We start from the raw sequence: 20,276 nt of genomic DNA on the forward strand, positions 1-20,276 counted from the left end.
GCGCCATATTCACATCACTTTTTCGCTCTGAATTGGTTTGAGAATGCTTGTTTTTAAAATGGATGTCTATTTAATGATTTGATGTCTATTTAATGATTTAAAATGGATGTCTATTTAATGACTATTTATTCCAAACTTCCCCCCACTTTCTTATCAAAGCCCCAAAAGCGCCATATTCACATCACTTTTTCGCTCTGAATTGGTTTGAGAATGCTTGTTTTTAAAATGGATGTCTATTTAATGACTATGAGAATGCTTGTCTTGGAAATAGGAACAGCGAGGTAATTAGTAGCTTATCAGAAGTTTACTCGGTTTCATTTCGCTGCTTGCTGCTCAGGTGTAAATATGGCGAGGAAATCTTCCGGTAATCTTGGCTTTGGTAATGCTAGAATATAAACTACGCGATCTTTAATTGCGCCTTCCGCATGAAGTGCCCCCTTAGGCACAATAATTTTGTCACCTGCGCTGACAATAGTTCTTTTGTTGGTTTCGGCATCGAAAAAATCTGTTTCCCCTTCCATTATATAAGCATGTACTTCATCTTTATGCCAATGTACTGGTGGACCATCGGTGGCACCCGATACAAAGGTGGTCGGCCAGGTATTATTTTTTTCTATGTCTGCTAAAACTTCAGTCTTTGATGCGAAAAATTGCTTATGAAACTTTAATCCCATTTGAAATACTCCATTTTCTTAGTTTTGATTTACTTTCAATTACAAAGGTTACAGTTAGTTACTTGCGCAGTAAACAGGTATATAATCATTACATTCATGTATAGGGTGCACGAATGGATTTGAACAATATCCAACTATTTGTTGAAGTAATGAAACGAAAGAGTTTTGCTGAAGTAGCAAGAGTCCAAAATATTGATCCCTCTTCAGTATCGCGAGCTATTCGAAAATTAGAGGCTACATTAGGTTTCCGACTGTTCCAAAGGACCACTCGTAAGTTGTCGGCAACAGAAGCTGGTAAATCATACTTTACTCAAGTCGAAGGTTTGGTTGGTACATTAATACAGGCAGGAGAGCGGGCTTTAGAACTTTCGAATGAGCCCATCGGCAAGCTCAGAGTGGCGGCTTGTACTTCTTTTGGACAAAAAAAGTTGGTTCCCTTATTACCTATAATGAGGAAAAAATATCCCAAACTGGTAATTGAGCTAGTGTTGTCAGACAACCAGATAGATATTGTTGAACAACAAATTGATGCCGCGATTCGCTTTGGAAAAAAACCTACTGATGATTTTATTTGTAAAGTATTAGCACCCAGAAAGTTTTTTGTTTGTGCTAGTCCAGCTTTTATTAAATCTAACACGATTACCGAAAATCCTTTTTGTTTAAGTGAAATAGAATGTCTAAGGTTTTCAATTCCTGGATATCGAGAAGCTTGGAAATTTCGTCAACCTAATCAAAAAGAGTTAGTCGTTCCAGTCGCTGGGCATTTGCTAATCTCTCATGGCATGACTATGACTGCAAGTGCAGTTGCAGGCCTTGGAGTGGCGTTACTTCCTGATTGGTTATGTCGAGACGAATTGGCAAATGGTAGTTTGGTGAACTTATTCCCCGATTATGAATGTGCCGCCGCAGATTTTGATACCTCTGCATGGCTAGTTTATCCAAGCAGAGATTACATGCCATTAAAACTCAGTGCATTTATCGATTGTCTGAAAAATGAGATCCCTGAATTTGCCTAAATAAGGCTATTAACAACAGGTTAAAGTCAGGGGGAATGTGGCGTAAATACCGAAGAGGAAGAGCAATATTCGATTGGATATAAACTACAACCCCAGACGATAGCATCGCTGGGGTTATGTTGATAAAACAATAGGTTAGTGTTTATTGTGCATCCAAATATGTTTCAACCGCTTCAGCTCGATTTTCTGCGTGTTGATTCAGTTGTTGAATCGCATTGTAAAAGTCATTGCTACTTTCTAGATAGGAGTAGCCCGATAATTCAGTTGTTGCATAAGGTTCAATAAGCGCTGAATAACTGTCGTAAGTGGCTTGGATGCTGCTGGTATCAAACGCGTCGCCTATTGCTTCCAATAGGTAATCGTTATAGCGAGTCCTGTAAACATCGTCTGCATATAGTTTAGCAATTAACGGCCAGCTATTAGAATCAAGGTCTGAGAAATCGAGGTTCAATGCTCCGCCTTGATTTCCTTCTTGCAGTGCTTCGTTATTATCCCAAGGAATCCATGTTAGCTTCGATGTTTCGGGGTCGTTATACAGATAGTAATTATGGGGCATTCTGCCATACGTATCCCAATTTTGGATAATACCATTGACGGCTAAGTACTTTAAGAATCCATCAACGTCGAAAACAGCCTCAAGATTTTCTCTCCATGTTGCCGGAGCAGTGGTTGCTGTATCATCATGCAGTGCCGCAAACAAGGCGAGTATATCAGACCAATCTTCATCATCTTCGTTGGTCTTTTTCTCAAAGTTCTCTTCACTAAAAGAACCCTCAACAAAGCTTGCCCCGTCGTCTTCTGGTTTATATAAATTGCCATCATCGCTAGCAAATTGTGTATCGATAAGTGTATCGTCAACCTCTTCTACTAAGGTGTAAAGACCAAAATATTCTGGACCATTGCCATGATCGACATAGAGTGTATAAAACGCAGTATTAGACACCGCTAAGCCAGCTTTTTTGAATACGTCAGATGCCACTTTTTCACGTAAAAGTGATTCGTCGTTATAGTTGTTTTTCAAGCTGAGCTTTTTGAAGCCGTAAAAACGTTGATTATCAATTTGCGGATAATCGTCTTCAAACTCATCGAAATCTAATTTGAAAGATAGTTTTAGAATACCCGCCTGCCAGCTGCTTTGTAGCGAAGAGTTGCCTTTGAATCGAATACCTACTCGATACCATTGAGTTCCTTGGTAATAAACGTCAGCGGGAACAAATATTGGGTTCTCATCTGTATCAATTAGACCGTTGCTTGATGAGCGTTGACCAAATTCGCCATAGGTTGCCGTCATATCATCAAGCATGCTTTGCCAACGCTCTTCAGTGACTACAAAATCAAAACGTTTAACTTGGTTATCTTCAAAAACTTCGTCGAAATTAGGATCAACATTCTTACTATGTGTTTCTTCTGTCCAGTCAGTGACTTCAAAATCTGTATCCGTAATGTCAGTTGATGTTTCTTCGGTATCATCTTCAACGACTTCTTCAACCACTTCATCAGTTACCTGATCATCTGTAGCTGTATTGCTGCCTCCACAGGCAACTAACCAAAGCACTGATCCGAAGATGATGATAATAAGATTTAGTCTTACAATATATTTCAATGAGTTAGCAAAGCTTAAATGAGATTGTTTCAACATTGATAGTCCTTTAGCTGTCTAAGCATCATCTTCAAATACTTTAAGATTGAATTAAGATGCTTTCTTTATTCAGATAGTAAAGGTACAAAACAAAAGTGCAGAAACTGTGCAATATAAGTGAAAACAATAAGGAAGCTGTGCGAGCTTAAGGATGTTGATAATTAATACTGCTTGACGCTGCATAAAAATATTAAACCCTCTGGCTCTGCTCAATCCCGCCAATGATGACAGCTAAAAAAGCGGCTTGAATGACAATAGGGGAGGTAGTCGTTGGACTTTCAGACCCTACAAGGTACTCTAGCATGCAAATAAAACGGGGTCGCAAAGCCGGATAATACGTCCACTATTAGTCAGAGAAAACCTATGAATGACTTGTACACACAACTGCTAACTGTATTTATGGGCTTTTTCGCCATCATGAATCCGATAGCTAACACAGCTGCCTTCGCTGGGTTGGCGGGCAATAAAAGTAATTCGGAACAATTTCGCATTGCGGCCAGAGCACTTATTATTACCTTTGTTGTAATTCTATTATTTTCGTTGCTCGGCAAGATGATTTTTCATTTGTTCGGCATTACCCTTCCTGCATTGCGGATAACGGGCGGTATTCTGGTGTTCGTGATTGGTTATCATATGCTCAATGGATCTGGTTCTAATCTGCATTCTGCTGAAAATAATGATACCTCTGATATTGCTGTCTCACCCTTAGCTGTTCCTCTCCTCGCTGGCCCAGGAACCATTGCGACCGCAATGAATTATTCTGCCTCTGGTGGGACAATGGGAATCGTGATTACGGTTTCTGTATTTGCAGTTATGTGTCTTATAACATTCCTATGCTTTGTTTTTAGTTCTAGGATTCTGGCTATTATAGGTCAAGGCGCTCTTGGTATTGTCACCCGATTAATGGGACTGATTTTAGCCGTTATCGGTGTACAAATGATAATTGCGGGGGTAACAGGGGCTTTCAATATTCCAACCGGCTAAGAGCAACATTTATTGTCTAATTTTGATAATGACTATCAATTTCCGAGCCTCAACTAGCAAGTATTCATTTGTTAGTAATTTGTAACAATCTTGTGGGCTACAAATTTAGCGATATTTGGTTGTCAAAAAGAAGCTGAAATTAACGATTTTTCTTCCCACTAATTGTACTGATTAGACACTGATCTATATTCAATTTTCACTTTGTTTTAGCTGCTTTATTGTTATTTTTTTAACATTTCACCATTTATATAGAACTGCGAAATCCGGGTTTTTTGTCACTTTTCGATTTGCTAATTTAATTACCAAGATGGTCCTTCAACGTTTTAGATTTATTGGGCCAAACAAATTTTTGGAGTATCAAAAAGAGCTTTAATTGAATGAATTTTCGGTGAATATTTCTATCCTGCAATACGAATCAATGGGCGCTAGAAGTAACTTCCTATTAATGAACCATTTAAAGCACTTGTTCGAAATTTTTCTCTTCATACTCCGTGCAAATAGCTTTTGTATAGCGGCCTCTACTAACTATCCCGCTTTTTAAATATAAGACGCAGAGCACTCTGGGTTATTGATATAATGATATTGCTTTAGGTTTTTGGTTGTGTAGTATGAATTTGATTATCGAGCAATGATGATTGCCATATTCTAATAATTGGCTGTGTCTGAAATGCATTTAGCTAGCATCTTTAAAAATACAAACAAAAATTATAAAAGGTACAAAATAATGAAAATAGTAAAAAGCTTGCTCATGACTTTAGTGGTTGCGGCTGGAATGTCTTTCTCTGTTCAGGCCGCTGGCTTTGAAGATGACACAATGCTAAAGAAATTTGTCGAATGGCATTTAGGATTTACAACTAATATTGCGCAAAGGGACAAAGATCTAGCCGCTAAGGTCGAACCTCGTTGGGGATTAAGTGAATTGCGCTTTCAACGTATTTGGCATGAACGTACGGACGGCTATTGGATTTATTATGAAACTAGCCAACCTGACGTAAGACCGGATAGAAATCAAATCTGGCGACTGTATCGCAATGACTTTGGTAACCTTAAAGTCGATTTATACTCTTTCAAAAACATAGATGAAGGATTAACTCTGTGGGGAAAAGGCGACAATCCAAAGGCTTTTGAAAATATTAAAATGAGCGGTTTATCAACAGTACCTGGCTGCAACGCTACCTATCATTGGATTCCAGAGTTTGAACGTTTTTCTGGCGTCAATACTCACGGAGAATGCTTCACTATCGGTAAGTCATATTTACTCCAACATGTGGAAATTTCTAAAACAGCAGACGGAACCTTAGTGCGCAACGATTGGCATTCATTTTATGACGAAAATGGTGTGGCTAAGCGTGGCGCTAAGTTTAAAAGAGGCGATCAAGGACCTACCACGCATGTGTACACAGAAACATATGACCTTAACTAATCGTACCCAGTAAAAATAACTTCTTTACTCAAAGCAGTCTGAAATATAAAAGACTGCTTTTCCCTAAATGCGTTAATTTTTAACGCATTTTGTGCCCTGCTAATCCAATGTTGACTATCACTACCGGACTCAGTTTACAGTGCTTTGAAAAACCTGATTTCAGCATATGTATTGTTACTGACTGATCACAACTTATTGATAGCTAACTCGTTACAACAACTTGGTTTCGGCCTTTTTGTTTTGCATTGTAAAGGGCTGTGTCGGCACGTGCCATCGCGCTTTCTAAGGTTTCATCTGCTGATGCTACCGCTAGCCCTATACTGATGGTTAGTGAGTAGTCTTCATCGTTTTTTCGCAAAGGTGACTTTTCGATTTCCTTACGGATACGCTCGGCAATATCTAATGCTTGTTTGGAACCAGTGTCGGGCAGCAATACCATAAACTCTTCACCGCCAATTCGGCCAATTTTATCGAGTTGTCGTAAACAGCCAAGTGCCCTTTGGCTGACTAATGTAAGAGCATGATCACCAACTTCATGACCGAGGGTATCATTCACTCGTTTAAAATGATCGATATCAATAATCAATATCGAAAGTAACTTGTTGTGCATTTTCGCTTCATTTAGCAACTTATAGCCAAGTTCAAAAATAGTTCTGCGATTAGCAATTTGCGTTAAGTAATCGATTTGTGCACGATGTTTAAAAAGACGTCGGGTTTTAATCAAATGCATAACAAACCCAAATAACGCCGCAAATATGACAACGCTCACAGCAATTAAAATTTGCGCGAGACGTTTTTGACTTTGTTCCTCTGCCAGTTGTAAACGATTAATTTCCAAGGTTTGTTGTAGCACCTTGTTGTCTAACTTGGTCAGACTGTCTTCAACTAATGTATTGGCTGCGTGTTGATATTGAGCAATAAAGGTTCGTCGTTTGTCGACTTCTGAGCTGTTTGCAGCAACCATCAAATGCATAGCTTCACTGTTGTTGCCCGCGTAATACAAATCGATAGCCCTGAGAGTCATCGGCCATGTGTTTTTATCTGGAGAGTCGATTAGAAGTTGATCCAAGGTAGAGCGCGCTTTGGAATCTATCCCTTGGTTAAAATAAGCAATGACCAGTGGATATAAAGATTGCACGATGAAATGATGTTCTTCGGTAGTATCACGAAGGGCCAATGCCTTTTCAAATTCGCTAACCGCCAGCGGGTATTGCTGTTCAAAAAACGCTAATATACCTGCGTTATAATGGCTAAAAAATGTAAAGTCGCTGAATTGGGGCTGTTGTTTGGCAATCTCAAATAGTCTATCAACATGTTGACGAGCCGCAGTAAAATTCTGCATATCAATGGCTAACGCCACTAGTGTGTGTTGCATATTAAACATGTCAGAAAAATCATCGACTTTTGCCCAAGCATCATATGCCTTCTGAATATATTCATAGGCTTTGTCAAACAATTGGTTTTCCTGATATAAGTTGCCAGAGGCGTTATAAATCATGCCATAGGAACTATTATCAAAATTATTTTTATCAGCGACGTCAATTGCTTCAACTAATAATGCGAGCCCTTGTTGCAGTTTTTCCGGTTTACCACCAAAACAAAATGCCGCTTGAACCAGTACCTTTACTAGCAATTCGGGGTTCGCTAATTGACGAGACAATTGCAGGGCTTTAAATCGGTCTTCGCAATAAATATTGGGATCATATGTTTGAATATATTTCATGTACGAACGTTCGACATAACTTCTAGGTAAAGTGTCAGTTAGCCTTAAGTTTTGCTGCTCGCTGATATTGATGGCGGTGCTGTAAGCATCAATGGCTGGTTGTGGCTGATTATCGTAATCGAAAGCTAAGCCTAATAAATACCAGTAGCGAGCTTGCTCTTCATAGGAGGCTTTTTCCATAAGCTGTTTTTGATCGTTCAAAAGACTGATTTGTTGGGCTGGAGTTAAAGAAGAAAGGGTGGTTTCTAAATTTTCCATTGTTTGCGCATTAAGCCCACATCCCCAAAATAACCAAAACACGCATATCACTGGGGTTCGCCATACTCCGCGAAGTACTAAAATGATGGTTGTTTGTTGCATTAATTATCCTAATCAATGGTTGCTAGAAAGCGCTTATACTGCGAAAAATTAGGAATCCAATATTCTTGTCGTTATCCGATGCCAAATTAATAGAATGAGTTAGATTTGTGCTTAATGTAATTAAGATACTAGCAAATCAACAACCGCTTTGGTTAAAAAGTAGCTGCGAAAAACCAATTAAAACAAGTTTGCTACATCGTTGAATGAAAACAGTATTCTTTAAAGGCAACTTTAGGTGCAAACATTATTTAAAAGTGTATTGATTTCGGAATTTTGCAACGATTTTTATAATCTCTAGCGCTTATAATTAGCGTAGGGCTAAAGGTTAAATAAACCGTTTTGCGGACTTGCCACATCTGGTTCACGTCGTATTCATATCTATATTTGTGTCATAAAAATGTCAAAAATCCAACCGATTTTAGTCCGCTTTATTCTGTTACGTCATCCTGTCTAAGTTAATTCGTTGCTCACATAATGTATTTTTAATTCAATTAAAACAGTTGGTTATGAGTATTGTTTTACTAGTTATTTGATTCAATCACAGATATCTACATTCTGTTTGGTTTTGTAATAATACTGTCACACTATGCCCCTATCCTTGCCCTCAGATTTTATTGTTGGTGGTAAACCAACTCGATTCCACTCTAGGGTTTGATTGTATGAAACTTACAAAAACGTTGTCTGCAGCACTATTCGTTAGTCTGTTGGCAGGTCAAGCTGCTTTTGCGCAGCAAGACAAAGAATTGCAACCTGTGGTTGATGCTGCAACTAAAATTAACGAGTCTGCAGCGGATTCCCAATCAAAGATTAACAATATAACTGACCAAATCGGCAGTAAATTGCAACAATTCAAAACTATCAATAAAGAAATTGATGGTTTGTTGGTTTACAACGAGCAGTTAAGAAAACAAATTGCTAATCAGCAACAAGAAATGTTGGATTTGAATAGCGCAATTGACGAAGTAAGTGTTATCGAACGTCAAATAACACCATTAATGATTCGAATGATTGATGGGTTAGCACAGTTTGTGGAACTTGATGTTCCATTTTTAGAAGAAGAACGTGCCAATCGCATTATTGATTTACGTAATATGATGGATCGCGCAGATGTTGCTCCTTCTGAGAAATTCAGACGTGTAATGGAAGCTTACCAAGTCGAGATGGATTACGGGCGAACCTTAGAGGCTTACCCTGGATTGCACACTATTGATGGTCAGGAACGAAATGTCGATTTCTTACGCATCGGTAGAACCGCACTTATATACCAAACTCGTGATGCAGGTATGCAAGGAATTTGGAATAAACAAACTCGTCAGTGGGAATCACTTTCTTCTGACTACCGCACGCAAATTACCAAAGGTCTTAGAATGGCCAAGAAACAAATGGCACCTGATTTGTTGATGCTGCCAGTTGCGATCACGGATTAAGAGAGTAGAAACCATGAGAAAATTAATTAGAAATACTGCTGTTCTTTTGGTTGCTACTTTTGCTGGAGCAGCTTTTGCTCAGGAAAGTAAACCACTAGATTTGGATGCACTGCTTAAGCAATTAGAGCAAGGCCAATACCAACAAAATCAACAAAATACTCAGCGTGAAAAAGAGTTTGTACAAAAACGTGCTGAACAAGATCAAATGCTGCGTGATGTGACCTCACAACGTAATGCTCAGTTGAACACATCTGAAAAGCTGGAAACGCAATTTGAAGAGAATGAATTCAAATTAGCAGATTTGAATGATGCTTTGGATAAACGCCTAGGTTCGTTAAAAGAACTATTCGGTGTGTTACAACAGGTTGCAGGTGACACCAAAAACAAATTTTACAACTCAACTGTTTCAGCGCAAATCTCTGGTCGTTCTGAATTTTTAGATGAAATGGCCCAGTCTATGGGGACGAGTTCTAAATTAGCTTCAATTGAAGAAATAGAGCGGGTGTGGTTTGAAATTCAACGCGAAATGACTGAGTCAGGCAAAGTCACTAAATTTACAACTGATGTTGTAGAAGCTGGTGGCGCTAAAGTCAATAAAGAAGTCGTTCGTGTAGGACCTTTTGCACTCGTGTCTGATGGCAAATACCTTAAGTACGAAGGCGAAACCGATACTGTTGCTGAATTGATTCGTCAACCTGCAGATCGTTACACAGACAGCGCCGCAAATTTACAGAGCTCTGATGGTGAATTGGTTTCATTTGGATTAGACCCAACGGGCGGAACTATTCTTGGATTGTTAGTTCAAGCGCCAAGTCTTGAAGAGCGTATTCACCAAGGTGACCTTGTGGGATATATCATTATTGCGGTTGGTGCAGTTGGTATTTTGGTCGCGTTCTGGCGTTTTGTGGTACTTACGCTTGTTGGCGCCAAAGTAAATGCACAACTTAAGTCGAGTAAAATATCTGAGGGGAATCCTTTGGGTCGCGTGCTTAAAGTGAAAGATGCCCATCCAAATGCTGACACCGAATCCTTGGAATTGCATTTAACCGAAGCCATTTTAGCTGAAGTGCCTAAATTAGGACGTTTCTTAACACTAGTAAAAATGATTTCAGTGGTTGCTCCCCTTGGTGGGTTACTTGGTACCGTTACCGGTATGATTGTGACCTTCCAACAAATTACCTTGTTTGGTACAGGTGACCCGAAAATTATGGCTGGCGGTATCTCATCGGCATTGATTACCACTGTTCTTGGTTTGGTTGTGGCCATTCCTACTACTCTGCTTTATGCATTGCTCAGTACGCAAAGCAAAAATATTGTAGCGATATTGCAAGAACAAGCAGCGGGTGTCATTGCTGAACGAGCTGAAACACAGTCTGGCACTAAGGCATAAGACGATGTTTGTAGAGATCTTTGAATCAATCCGAGACTTCACCGAAACCGGTGGGATTATCCTGCTGATAATAGGTGCCTTGATATTCGTGATGTGGATTTTGATACTCGAACGTATTTTCTATGTGACTTATGGTCATAAGCAATTTAAGAAACAGACCATTTCCACTTGGCAAGCACGTAGCGATCGAAATTCATGGAATGCGCATCAGATTAGACAAGCAATGATTTCTAGAGTCAGTCTTAAATTACGCTTCAGTCTTCCCATTATTCAGGCGTTAGTCGCGCTATGCCCTCTATTGGGTTTGATGGGAACGGTAACAGGTATGATTGTGGTATTTGATGTAATGGCCATGTCTGGTGGCGGTAACGCCCGGTCAATGGCCGCAGGGGTTTCACAAGCTACTATACCCACAATGGCTGGCATGGTGGGTGCGTTATCCGGCGTATTCGCGTCTACATGGTTAACGCGCACAGCAAAAACCGAACGTTTACATCTAGAAGATGCATTGGAGATTCAACGTTAGAGCCCAGGCCTGCGTGAATAAAGAGTAATTATGAGAAAAATTCAGAATTTAGTCGAAGAAGAAGAAGCAACAATCGATATGACGCCGATGTTGGACGTTGTATTTATCATGTTGATTTTCTTTATCGTAACCGCTTCATTTGTAAAAGAATCGGGGATCGACGTAAACCGACCTGAAGCTGCCACAGCAGTGAAGAAAGATCGTGCAAATATCTTAGTTGCCATAAGCGACAAAGGTGAAATTTGGATTAATAAACGCAGAGTAGACGTACGTGCAGTTCAAGCCAACATTGAACGTTTAAAAGCCGAAAACCCACAGGGTACGGTTGTTATTCAAGCAGACCGTAAAGCGACTACTGAAACGCTTATTAAAGTCATGGATGCATCGCGAGCAGCGGGTGTCTACGATGTTTCTATCGCAGCACAAGAGTAAAATATAATGGCAAGACTCCTTCTGGCAGTTGTATTAGCGTTTTTCATCACGATTAGTTTGTTCTTTTTGATGCAAGCTCTTATCGCTAGTGGTGATCAAACGTTAGATGATCCCAAGCCCGGTGCGGTGCTCGATTTCGTACGCTTGAAGAAAGAAGAAACGGTTGAACAAAAAGATCGTAAGCCGAGAAAGCCACCACCACCTAAAGAGCCGCCACCGCAAATGGAACAGCCGCAAATGGATTCACCTACGCCTGATGCTGATGGCAGTGGTATGGCGTTTGAAGCCGATGTCGGTGGTGATATCGCCCTTGGTGGTGGATTGGCCCTAGAATCAGGTGATGGCGAATATTTGCCAATCGTTAAGGTTGCTCCGGTTTATCCACGACGAGCTTTATCTCGCGGAATAGAAGGCTTTGTAATAGTTGAATTTACTGTATCTAAATTAGGCGCAGTAAAAGATATTCGCGTAGTACAAGCAACTCCACCGGATATATTTAATCAGGCAGCGATGGATGCAGCACTGAAATTTAAATATAAACCCAGAGTTGTGAACGGTGAACCTGCAGAAGTGTCTGGTGTGCAAAACCGCATTACTTTCCAGATCGATGGTTAACTAAGAGGCAAGCATGAAAATAACACAGTGCATTTTAGCCATCTTATTGGCAAGCTCATTCACACTTATATCGTCTGTAGTAACGGCACCTACAGCTAGTGCACAAGATAATAGTGCCAGTGAAAGAAAGACCCGAAGAACACCGGCTCTTCGTACGCGAGTATACGACCAATTGGCTCGCGCTCAGAAAGTTGCCGACGAAGGTAATACTGCTGAAGCATTAGCAATATTGGATGTCGTTAAATCCAAAGAAAGCTCTATGAATAGCTACGAGCTGGCGATGTTGCATAACTTCTACGGTTTTATTTATTACAACGTCGAAGATTATGATAAAGCTATCGAATCATTTGAGAGCGTAGTAGAACAGCAACCCATTCCTGAGTCATTTGAACAAAGTACTTTGTTTAGTTTGGCACAATTGCAAATGATGCGCGGTAATTACGATAAGACTATCGAGTACTTGGAACGTTGGGAAGCATTGCAGCCAGGTAAGTTACCGGTTAAAAATTTAGTGCTCAAGGCCCAAGCTATGTATCAGAAGAAAGATTATCAGGCTGCTTCTGAATACATCAATGAAGCTATTTTACAGCAAGAAAATAGTGAAGAAGGCTACAAAGTCGATGAGAATTGGTACGTGCTTCAACGAGCTATATACTACGAGTTGAAACAAACTGAGCAAGTGACCAAAGTGCTTGAAAAAATGGTTAAATTATTTGACCGTCCTGAGTATTGGGTGCAGCTTGCAGGTATGTATGGCGAGTTGGGTGAAGAAAAGAAACAGTTAGCGATTCTCGAAGCGGCTTACCAAAGTGATTACATTACAAAAGCCTCGGATATTTTCAACTTAGCTCAGCTGTATTATTACCATCAAGTACCATATAAAGGTGCCAGGTTGATGGAGCAAGCAATGCAAGATGGCGTACTTGAAAAAAACCTCAGGAACTTAAAGTTTTTAGCGCAAACTTGGTCCCTTGCCAAAGAACACGAAAAAGCCGTACCTGTTATGCGTTCTGCAGCTGCCTTGTCTGAAGACGGTGAATTAGATGCACAGTTAGCGCAAATTTTGCTGAACATGGATAAGTTTGACGAAGCCATTGAAAGTGCGCTCAAAGCGCTGGACAAAGGTGGTTTACGAAATGAAGGAACCACACATTTAGTCTTGGGAATGTCGTATTTCAATCAAAAACGCTATGTTGATGCACTAAATCAATTGGCTGAAGCTGAAAAACATCCTACTAGTCGTGGTATGGCACAACAATGGCGTAAGTTTGTACAGTCTGAAAAATCGACCACAGAGCAACTACAAGCCGAATTAAGCGCTTCTTAAACGCTACCTCAATATTATGCATTAACAATCCGTATCGCAGTTTTATCGGCGTGCGGATTGTCTTCCTTGGCGAAACTCAACTAAACTTGTTATCGATCTTAGTGTCATACAAAGTGATCAATTTTTACCACCGCAGGGTATTAAAGGGTTAATTGTGTAATGATTTTAAAGTTGACTACGTAAAGGAATTCCTATGTTTTACCAATTTAGTCATTTTTCAGCCAAGTTTAGCCAGATCATGGCTATGTGTATTGGACTTACTTTCCTTAGTGCATGTAGTTCTAACAATATTGTGATGGACACCGATCAAAATACCAATTTTGGCGCGTTTAAAAGTTATTCGGTGATATCTAGAAACGTCGAAGATAGCTTGAGTGCTAATCGTATTATTACTCAAGTTTCACAGTTTTTAGAGGCTAATAATAAACTTATTGGTGACCTTGGTTACACTGATGCCGTTGTAGAGCTCGATCACTACATTGATTATCGCGATAACGACAGTAGTTTTTCAATTGGCCTAGGTACTGGTTCTTACGGACGCTCAGGCGGTGTGAGTGTGGGTGGCGGGGTTAGTTTACCCATAGGTTCAGATCAAATCCCAGTCGCAGTAGTGAGCATGAAAGTACTAGTCAACGATAGGCTAGTATGGTCAGCTACCAATAGCCATGATTTCAAAACAGACAACAGTGCAAGTTTAGCAAAAGCACAGCGTGTGGTTGTAAAGGAATTGCTTGAACGTTTTCCATTAACTCGCACGGGTTCTTAGACTCGTTTTAGCAATTCACCATTTAATTTCACTGGTAAATTTTGTAACTAGTCGTATTATCTGTTGTTAACCAAAAAAAAATAGGGACATTTATCCAATGCGTTTAGCACTCTCATTACTAGTACCCGTATTAATTTTATCTGCCTGTTCAAATGACAAAGAACCCGAAATGCAAACTTACCCCAGATTAAAACAACTCAGCGTTGCCGCCCCAGTTGCCGCAAAGCAAGATTACACAGCTAAATACCACGGTAAAGAGTTAAATGATCCTTACCACTGGCTTAGAGATTCTGGATATCCGGAAGTGAATGACAAGCCCATTATTGACTATTTAACTGCAGAAAATGCTTACTTCGACCAGTTTTTAGCACCTAATAAGTCCCTTATCGACACGGTTTTCGAAGAAGTTAAAGGGCGTACAAACGAACAAGAAGAATCGGTTCCTTGGATTGACAATGGTTACGAATATCGTTGGTATTACCGCGAAGGCGAAGAGTATCGAACACGTAGCCGCAAAAATCTGACTACTGGTGAAGAAGAGGTTTTTCTTGATGAAACTAAACTAGCCAAAGATTTCGATTATTTTACTTTAGGCGGCTGGGATATAAGTCCTGATAACCGCTTGCTGGTGTATTCCTTCAACACCGATGGCGCTGAACGTTACACAGTTCGAATTGTTGACTTACAAAGTGGTGAATACTTAGAAGATGAAATAACCGAGGTAAATGGCGAAATCGCCTTTGGCGCAGACAGCAAAACGGTTATTTATGGCCAGTTGGAAAAAGATAAATGGCGCACAGCTAGCATTAATGTGCATAAAATTGGTAGTCAGCAATCTGACGATAAAATTATTCTGAGTGAAGCAGACGATGGCTTTTTCTTAAGCTTCCATTTCACCAGTGACGATAAGTACTTGGTAGTAAGCAGTGGGCAAAGAGAAGTATCTGAACTCAGTGTTATTCCAGGCGACGATTTGTTTTCTGAACCTAAGTTATTGATATCAAGGGAGATGAGATTTTCTGCTTCAATAGATCACGCTAATGGTAAATTCTATATTTTAGCCAACGATACCCACAAAAATTCAAGATTTGTTAGTGTTGATGACAGCCAACCAAGTTACGACAATTGGCAAACACTGATTGAAGGCTCTGACGATCTTTATTTATTGGGAATGCAGACATTCAAAGGTTTCATTGCCTTACAGGCTCGAGAAAAGGGAATTGATAAAATTCGAATTCGCGACTATCAAGGAAACTCCCATGACATTGCCTTTCCTGAACCGGTTTATTCCGCTTCTTTAGGCAATAGTTCAGAGTTTGATCAAGACTTTGTTCGGGTTGACTATGAATCGATGGTTACCCCTGACACTGTATTTGATTATCAAGTTAACGATAAAAAGCTGGAAACCAGAAAGGTCACTACAATTCCATCTGGTTACGATAAATCTCAATATGTTACTGAGCGTCTAATGGCACCTTCAAGAGATGGTGTAGAGGTTCCGATTTCAGTGGTATATAAAAAAGGTTTCAAAAAGAACGGCAAACAGCCTATGCATTTGTACGGCTATGGGGCTTATGGGATAACCGTTCCACCTGGATTTTCAGAACTCAGACTCAGTTTATTAGATAGAGGTTTTGCTTTCGCTATCGCACATGTTCGTGGTAGTGACATGCTGGGATATCAATGGTATTTGGATGGTAAACTGGAAAAACGAACCAATGCCTTTAATGATTTTGTTGATGCAGCACAGTATCTAATTAAAGAAAATTATGTGTCTGAAGGCAATATTTCAATTTCGGGTCGTAGCGCTGGCGGTGAATTAATGGGAGCGGTTACCATTCAGGCTCCACAATTATGGCGCTCAGTGACCCTTGGAGTGCCGTTTGTCGATGTACTCAATACTATGCTTGACGCTACGCTGCCACTGACGCCACCTGAGTGGACAGAGTGGGGCAATCCACTAGAAGATTCGGCAGCTTACGATCTCATCGCAAGTTATTCTCCATACGACAACATTGAAGCTAAGGAATATCCTCCTATGTTGGTCAGTGGTGGAATAAATGATCCCCGCGTAACCTATTGGGAGCCCGCTAAGTGGACCGCTAAAATGCGTGAAATGAAGACCGATGACAATCTACTAATCATGCGAATTAATATGGGGGCAGGGCATTTTGCCAATAGTGGCCGCTATGGCAGACTACGTGATTATGCTGAAGAGCTTGTATTTATGCTCAAAAGTCACGGAATTGATAAATAAATAGCCATGCTGAAGAATAAAGCCCGATGAATTTCGGGCTTTTTTATGGCTGGCTGATTGCGGATAACCACTCCCTCTGTTCTGCTGAAAACTTGACCTATCACAAAGCAACACTTGTTACACCGCATATCTTTTCGTTAAACTGTGCAAAAATATCTTGGAAGCAACCTTGCATTCACTTAAATCTCTGCACACCTTTGGATTTTCTACACACAGTAAAAAATTGATATCCATCGACAATGACTTCGCAGCCCTAAAGGATGTTGAAACGCCTTTGTGGGTTCTCGGCGAAGGTAGCAATTGTGTTTTTTTGGAAGATTTTGATGGCACGGTTATCACATTAGAATCTAAAGGTAAGACCGTTAAAGAGTTTGATGACTATTATCAACTGACGGTTAGTGCGGGAGAAAACTGGCATCAACTCGTCTGCTTTTGCATGCAAAATAATATTTTTGGATTAGAAAATCTCGCGTTGATTCCTGGCTCAGTGGGAGCTGCGCCCATACAAAATATAGGTGCATATGGGGTTGAGTTAAATCAATTTGTAAAACAGGTGATGTTCACGGAAATTGCCACAGCAAAACAACATAGCTTGACAAATGAAGAGTGTCAGTTTGGTTATCGAGACAGTATTTTTAAGCGACATCTAGCCGGTAAGGTGATCATCACGCAAGTTGTTCTTCACATTCCTAAACGTTGGCAAGCGTGCAATCACTACGGTGAACTAGCCAATCTAAAACAACCCAATGCAGAGCAAATTTTTAATAAAGTCATTGCTATCCGCCAAGAGAAGCTGCCTGATCCTAACGAAATTGGTAACGCTGGTAGCTTTTTCAAAAATCCGTTGGTAAGCAATAAGCATTTCGCAAGTTTGCAGTGTGACTGGCCTGATTTACCCTGTTATTCGGTGGATCACAACAGCGTCAAAGTTCCTGCAGCTTGGTTAATTGACCATCTTGGTTTTAAAGGCAAACAATTAGGCGGGATTCAATGCCATCCTAACCAGCCTTTGGTACTGACAAACAACGGTCATGGAAATGGGGCTGAGTTATTAGAATTGGCGCGGGAAATTCAAACCAAAGTGGAGAATACTTTTTCTATCCATTTAGAAAATGAAGTACGTTTAATTGGTAACAAGGGGCTGGTATCACTGTGAGTTTTAATTTTTCTCGTACTCTTATTCTGCAACGCTTGGCCGATGGACAGTTCCATTCAGGTGAAGTGTTAGGCCAAGAGCTTGGACTCAGTCGCGCAGCCGTGTCGAAACACATTAAAGGCTTGTGTGAGTTAGGTTTAGATATCTTTAGAGTAACGGGAAAGGGCTATCGTTTAGCGAAATCCTTAACTTTATTAGAACACCGCAAAATTGCCCAGTTATTGCCCCAGGTGATGCAATCGCAGATAAACGTGCAAAACGTAATAGATTCAACAAATCAGTTCATCAGAGACATGAATGTGAAACCAAGTAATGGTTACGTGTGTTTAGCTGAGGCGCAAACTGCTGGACGAGGACGCAGAGGACGGACTTGGGTATCTCCTTATGGTTCGAGTATTTATATGTCGATGTTCTGGTCGTTTGCTGGTGGATATCAAGCTATTAATGGTTTGAGTTTGGTAATAGGTATTGCGGTGGTAAAGGCATTGCAGACACTTTCAGTGAAAGGAGCAATGCTTAAATGGCCAAATGATGTTTACCTGCAAGATAAAAAGCTTGCGGGTATCTTGGTTGAAGTTGAAGGGCAAATGGGCGCTGCTTGTGATTGTATTTTAGGCATAGGTTTGAATATCGATTTACCTAAAAAGGCGCTAAACATTGACCAACCTTGGACGGATTTAGTGCAAGCTACTGGCCTAACTATTGATAGAAATGTGCTTGCCGCCACCTTAATTGACGAGCTAACTAAAGCGCTAACGATTTTTGAAACCCAAGGCTTAAGGCCTTTCATTAGCCAGTGGGCTGAATTAGATTACTTTTACGACAAACCCGTAAAACTAATGGTTGGTAATCAGTGTGTATATGGCAAAGTGAAAGGGATTGATAACGATGGTGCTCTTTTATTAGAAAAAGACGGCAAAATCGAAACATTTCATGGAGGTGAAATCAGTGTCAGGCCTGCATGACATTTTACTGATAGATGTTGGCAATAGCCGTATTAAGTACGCACAAATTGCCAGCGCAGATTCAAAAGTCGTGACTCAAGTCTGTGATTCTATCGAAGATTTACAGTATCAAATTAGCAGCGCCCAATGTGTCATAGCCGCCAGCGTACAAAATGATCAGGTAACACTCAAAATTAAACAGCTATGTCACTTGCATAATATCCCGTTTCAACAAGTCGTGACTCAGGCTACAGCGTTTGGTATTAGTTGTGCTTATCAACAATTCCAGACCTTAGGCGTTGACCGTTGGCTTGCAGTATTAGGCGCACGGCTGCATACCCAATTGCCCGTAGCAATCTTAGATTTGGGCACAGCAGCTACCTGTGACGTTCTTGTCGGAGAACAACACTTAGGTGGATGGATAGCCCCAGGCTTTCAATTAATGCGCAAGGCAGTCACTAGCCAAACCTCAAAAGTGTTTGCAGATCAACAAACCCCAGATGCATTGTCACTCGGAAAAAGTACACCTGATTGTGTCAATATGGGCGGCTTGGCAATGTTAGAAGGTTTTTTATACAGCGCTAGAAAGCGCATTAGTGGTTATTCTGATGACTACAGAATATTTTTGTGTGGTGGCGATAGTGAATTACTCAAAAATATTATTGATGAAAAAGTACAATTTAAACCAGATTTAGTATTACAAGGCTTAAGTCGTTTTATTCCTAGCAAATAAATTTAAAAATAATTTTTAATAAATTGCTGTAAAAACGCACAATTATTTTTATCAATTTGTTGGTTCCGTAGGTTTTTTAGGCAACTAAACGATTAATTTAAATAAATCCGCATTTTTTCATGTTTTTTTGAGAATATACTCTTGCACCCTTAGGATCATTACTCTAGAATGCGCACCCACTTGATGCAGTGCCGACTTAGCTCAGTTGGTAGAGCAACTGACTTGTAATCAGTAGGTCGCCAGTTCGACTCCGGCAGTCGGCACCATCAATCCTGGAGGGGTACCCAAGCGGTCAACGGGAGCAGACTGTAAATCTGCCGGCTCAGCCTTCGCAGGTTCGAATCCTGCCCCCTCCACCATTTTTACTGTGCACCTGCAGTTTAATCAGGTGTATGGTGTGACGCAATGTGTCACGCCACCACTTTCAACGAGGTGGATAGAGAATAGGTTTGCGAGCATCGTATAATGGCTATTACCTCAGCCTTCCAAGCTGATGATGTGGGTTCGATTCCCACTGCTCGCTCCATATTTAGTGCTGATATGGCTCAGTTGGTAGAGCGCACCCTTGGTAAGGGTGAGGTCGGCAGTTCGAATCTGCCTATCAGCACCAGTTCTCCCCCAACTCTTTGATTAGGTTTTTTTTAATTACTTTGCTAGGAAAAATTTAAGATGGCAAAAGAAAAGTTTGAACGTACGAAACCCCACGTAAACGTCGGTACAATTGGCCACGTTGACCATGGTAAAACGACGCTAACAGCGGCAATCACTACAGTTCTAGCAAAGACCTATGGTGGTGCTGCATCAGCGTTTGATCAAATCGATAACGCTCCAGAAGAGCGTGAGCGTGGTATCACAATCTCAACTTCACATGTTGAGTATGACAC

18 protein-coding genes and 4 tRNA genes are annotated in these 20,276 nt (G+C 40.5%); 19 read left to right on the top strand and 3 right to left on the bottom strand.

Annotation, left to right across the window (positions count from 1 at the left end; all coding sequences use genetic code 11):
* Window positions 1–314: 314 nt before the first annotated feature.
* The gene (locus Q4567_RS21280; protein WP_216046384.1) at window positions 315–674 is read right to left on the bottom strand and encodes a cupin domain-containing protein; all 360 of its coding nucleotides are present in this window, start codon (window positions 672–674) and stop codon (window positions 315–317) included.
* A 113-nt stretch (window positions 675–787) separates the two neighbouring features.
* Here Q4567_RS21280 and Q4567_RS21285 point away from each other — a divergent pair, with 113 nt between their 5' ends.
* Window positions 788–1,690, top strand: coding sequence for a LysR family transcriptional regulator (locus tag Q4567_RS21285; RefSeq protein ID WP_216046385.1), 903 nt, complete (start codon window positions 788–790; stop codon window positions 1,688–1,690).
* Between the two features lie 142 nt (window positions 1,691–1,832).
* Here Q4567_RS21285 and Q4567_RS21290 read toward each other — a convergent pair whose 3' ends face one another.
* On the bottom strand, window positions 1,833–3,329 hold the full coding sequence (locus Q4567_RS21290; protein ID WP_216046386.1) for a CotH kinase family protein: 1,497 nt from the start codon (window positions 3,327–3,329) through the stop codon (window positions 1,833–1,835).
* A 363-nt stretch (window positions 3,330–3,692) separates the two neighbouring features.
* Between Q4567_RS21290 and Q4567_RS21295 the strand changes: the two genes are divergently transcribed.
* Window positions 3,693–4,313, top strand: a complete 621-nt coding sequence (locus tag Q4567_RS21295) for a MarC family protein (RefSeq protein WP_303502282.1) — start codon at window positions 3,693–3,695, stop codon at window positions 4,311–4,313.
* 724 nt (window positions 4,314–5,037) lie between these two features.
* Window positions 5,038–5,736 carry a CpcT/CpeT family chromophore lyase gene (locus Q4567_RS21300; RefSeq protein ID WP_303502284.1) on the top strand — a complete coding sequence of 233 codons (699 nt, stop codon included), beginning with the start codon at window positions 5,038–5,040 and terminating at the stop codon, window positions 5,734–5,736.
* Window positions 5,737–5,938: 202 nt separating this feature from the next.
* Here the strand turns inward: Q4567_RS21300 and Q4567_RS21305 are convergent, their stop codons facing one another.
* Window positions 5,939–7,819 (bottom strand): GGDEF domain-containing protein, encoded by a 1,881-nt coding sequence (locus Q4567_RS21305; RefSeq protein ID WP_216046389.1) that lies wholly within the window; start codon window positions 7,817–7,819, stop codon window positions 5,939–5,941.
* Between the two features lie 659 nt (window positions 7,820–8,478).
* On the opposite strand from Q4567_RS21305, the gene Q4567_RS21310 reads away from it, so the two are divergent.
* The 16 genes from Q4567_RS21310 to Q4567_RS21385 all read left to right on the top strand — a co-directional run.
* Complete coding sequence (locus Q4567_RS21310; protein WP_216046390.1) at window positions 8,479–9,246, top strand: DUF3450 domain-containing protein; 768 nt, start codon at window positions 8,479–8,481, stop codon at window positions 9,244–9,246.
* Window positions 9,247–9,259: 13 nt separating this feature from the next.
* Complete coding sequence (locus Q4567_RS21315) at window positions 9,260–10,636, top strand: MotA/TolQ/ExbB proton channel family protein (RefSeq protein ID WP_216046391.1); 1,377 nt, start codon at window positions 9,260–9,262, stop codon at window positions 10,634–10,636.
* Between the two features lie 4 nt (window positions 10,637–10,640).
* Window positions 10,641–11,162, top strand: coding sequence for a MotA/TolQ/ExbB proton channel family protein (locus Q4567_RS21320; protein ID WP_216046392.1), 522 nt, complete (start codon window positions 10,641–10,643; stop codon window positions 11,160–11,162).
* A gap of 30 nt (window positions 11,163–11,192) precedes the next feature.
* Window positions 11,193–11,594 (top strand): biopolymer transporter ExbD, encoded by a 402-nt coding sequence (locus tag Q4567_RS21325; RefSeq protein ID WP_008845615.1) that lies wholly within the window; start codon window positions 11,193–11,195, stop codon window positions 11,592–11,594.
* Between the two features lie 6 nt (window positions 11,595–11,600).
* Window positions 11,601–12,209 carry an energy transducer TonB gene (locus Q4567_RS21330; RefSeq protein WP_216046393.1) on the top strand — a complete coding sequence of 203 codons (609 nt, stop codon included), beginning with the start codon at window positions 11,601–11,603 and terminating at the stop codon, window positions 12,207–12,209.
* A 13-nt stretch (window positions 12,210–12,222) separates the two neighbouring features.
* Window positions 12,223–13,536 (top strand): lipopolysaccharide assembly protein LapB, encoded by a 1,314-nt coding sequence (locus tag Q4567_RS21335; protein ID WP_303502290.1) that lies wholly within the window; start codon window positions 12,223–12,225, stop codon window positions 13,534–13,536.
* 193 nt (window positions 13,537–13,729) lie between these two features.
* A complete protein-coding gene (locus tag Q4567_RS21340) occupies window positions 13,730–14,302 on the top strand; it encodes a DUF4136 domain-containing protein (protein ID WP_303502293.1) in 573 nt (190 codons plus the stop codon).
* Between the two features lie 97 nt (window positions 14,303–14,399).
* Window positions 14,400–16,559 (top strand): S9 family peptidase, encoded by a 2,160-nt coding sequence (locus Q4567_RS21345; protein ID WP_303502295.1) that lies wholly within the window; start codon window positions 14,400–14,402, stop codon window positions 16,557–16,559.
* A gap of 169 nt (window positions 16,560–16,728) precedes the next feature.
* Complete coding sequence (gene murB, locus Q4567_RS21350; RefSeq protein ID WP_303502298.1) at window positions 16,729–17,715, top strand: UDP-N-acetylmuramate dehydrogenase; 987 nt, start codon at window positions 16,729–16,731, stop codon at window positions 17,713–17,715.
* The gene (gene birA, locus Q4567_RS21355) at window positions 17,712–18,680 is read left to right on the top strand and encodes a bifunctional biotin--[acetyl-CoA-carboxylase] ligase/biotin operon repressor BirA (protein WP_303502301.1); all 969 of its coding nucleotides are present in this window, start codon (window positions 17,712–17,714) and stop codon (window positions 18,678–18,680) included. Before murB ends, birA begins: the two co-directional genes overlap by 4 nt.
* Window positions 18,664–19,392: a type III pantothenate kinase gene (locus Q4567_RS21360; protein WP_216046399.1), complete on the top strand. Its 729-nt coding sequence runs from the start codon at window positions 18,664–18,666 to the stop codon at window positions 19,390–19,392. The genes birA and Q4567_RS21360 overlap by 17 nt, the downstream gene beginning before the upstream one ends.
* A 190-nt stretch (window positions 19,393–19,582) precedes the next feature.
* Window positions 19,583–19,658, top strand: a tRNA-Thr gene (locus tag Q4567_RS21365).
* An 8-nt stretch (window positions 19,659–19,666) separates the two neighbouring features.
* Window positions 19,667–19,751 (top strand) — tRNA-Tyr (locus tag Q4567_RS21370).
* Between the two features lie 92 nt (window positions 19,752–19,843).
* Window positions 19,844–19,918, top strand: a tRNA-Gly gene (locus Q4567_RS21375).
* Window positions 19,919–19,926: 8 nt separating this feature from the next.
* Window positions 19,927–20,002, top strand: a tRNA-Thr gene (locus Q4567_RS21380).
* A gap of 59 nt (window positions 20,003–20,061) precedes the next feature.
* Window positions 20,062–20,276: GTP-binding protein (locus Q4567_RS21385; RefSeq protein ID WP_303502304.1), on the top strand; the 215-nt coding region annotated here is incomplete at its 3' end.

The sequence above is a fragment of the Aliiglaciecola sp. 2_MG-2023 genome (assembly GCF_030548145.1).
Classification (GTDB): domain Bacteria; phylum Pseudomonadota; class Gammaproteobacteria; order Enterobacterales; family Alteromonadaceae; genus Aliiglaciecola; species Aliiglaciecola lipolytica_A.

Coding starts and splice junctions, on each gene's coding strand:
- Q4567_RS21325 (WP_008845615.1), top strand. CDS start 11,193: ATGAGAAAAATTCAGAATTTAGTCGAAGAAGAAGAAGCAACAATCGAT.
- Q4567_RS21285 (WP_216046385.1), top strand. CDS start 788: ATGGATTTGAACAATATCCAACTATTTGTTGAAGTAATGAAACGAAAG.
- Q4567_RS21295 (WP_303502282.1), top strand. CDS start 3,693: ATGAATGACTTGTACACACAACTGCTAACTGTATTTATGGGCTTTTTC.
- Q4567_RS21315 (WP_216046391.1), top strand. CDS start 9,260: ATGAGAAAATTAATTAGAAATACTGCTGTTCTTTTGGTTGCTACTTTT.
- Q4567_RS21280 (WP_216046384.1), bottom strand. CDS start 674: ATGGGATTAAAGTTTCATAAGCAATTTTTCGCATCAAAGACTGAAGTT.
- Q4567_RS21290 (WP_216046386.1), bottom strand. CDS start 3,329: ATGTTGAAACAATCTCATTTAAGCTTTGCTAACTCATTGAAATATATT.
- Q4567_RS21305 (WP_216046389.1), bottom strand. CDS start 7,819: ATGCAACAAACAACCATCATTTTAGTACTTCGCGGAGTATGGCGAACC.
- Q4567_RS21330 (WP_216046393.1), top strand. CDS start 11,601: ATGGCAAGACTCCTTCTGGCAGTTGTATTAGCGTTTTTCATCACGATT.
- Q4567_RS21300 (WP_303502284.1), top strand. CDS start 5,038: ATGAAAATAGTAAAAAGCTTGCTCATGACTTTAGTGGTTGCGGCTGGA.
- Q4567_RS21335 (WP_303502290.1), top strand. CDS start 12,223: ATGAAAATAACACAGTGCATTTTAGCCATCTTATTGGCAAGCTCATTC.
- Q4567_RS21345 (WP_303502295.1), top strand. CDS start 14,400: ATGCGTTTAGCACTCTCATTACTAGTACCCGTATTAATTTTATCTGCC.
- Q4567_RS21320 (WP_216046392.1), top strand. CDS start 10,641: ATGTTTGTAGAGATCTTTGAATCAATCCGAGACTTCACCGAAACCGGT.
- Q4567_RS21340 (WP_303502293.1), top strand. CDS start 13,730: ATGTTTTACCAATTTAGTCATTTTTCAGCCAAGTTTAGCCAGATCATG.
- Q4567_RS21310 (WP_216046390.1), top strand. CDS start 8,479: ATGAAACTTACAAAAACGTTGTCTGCAGCACTATTCGTTAGTCTGTTG.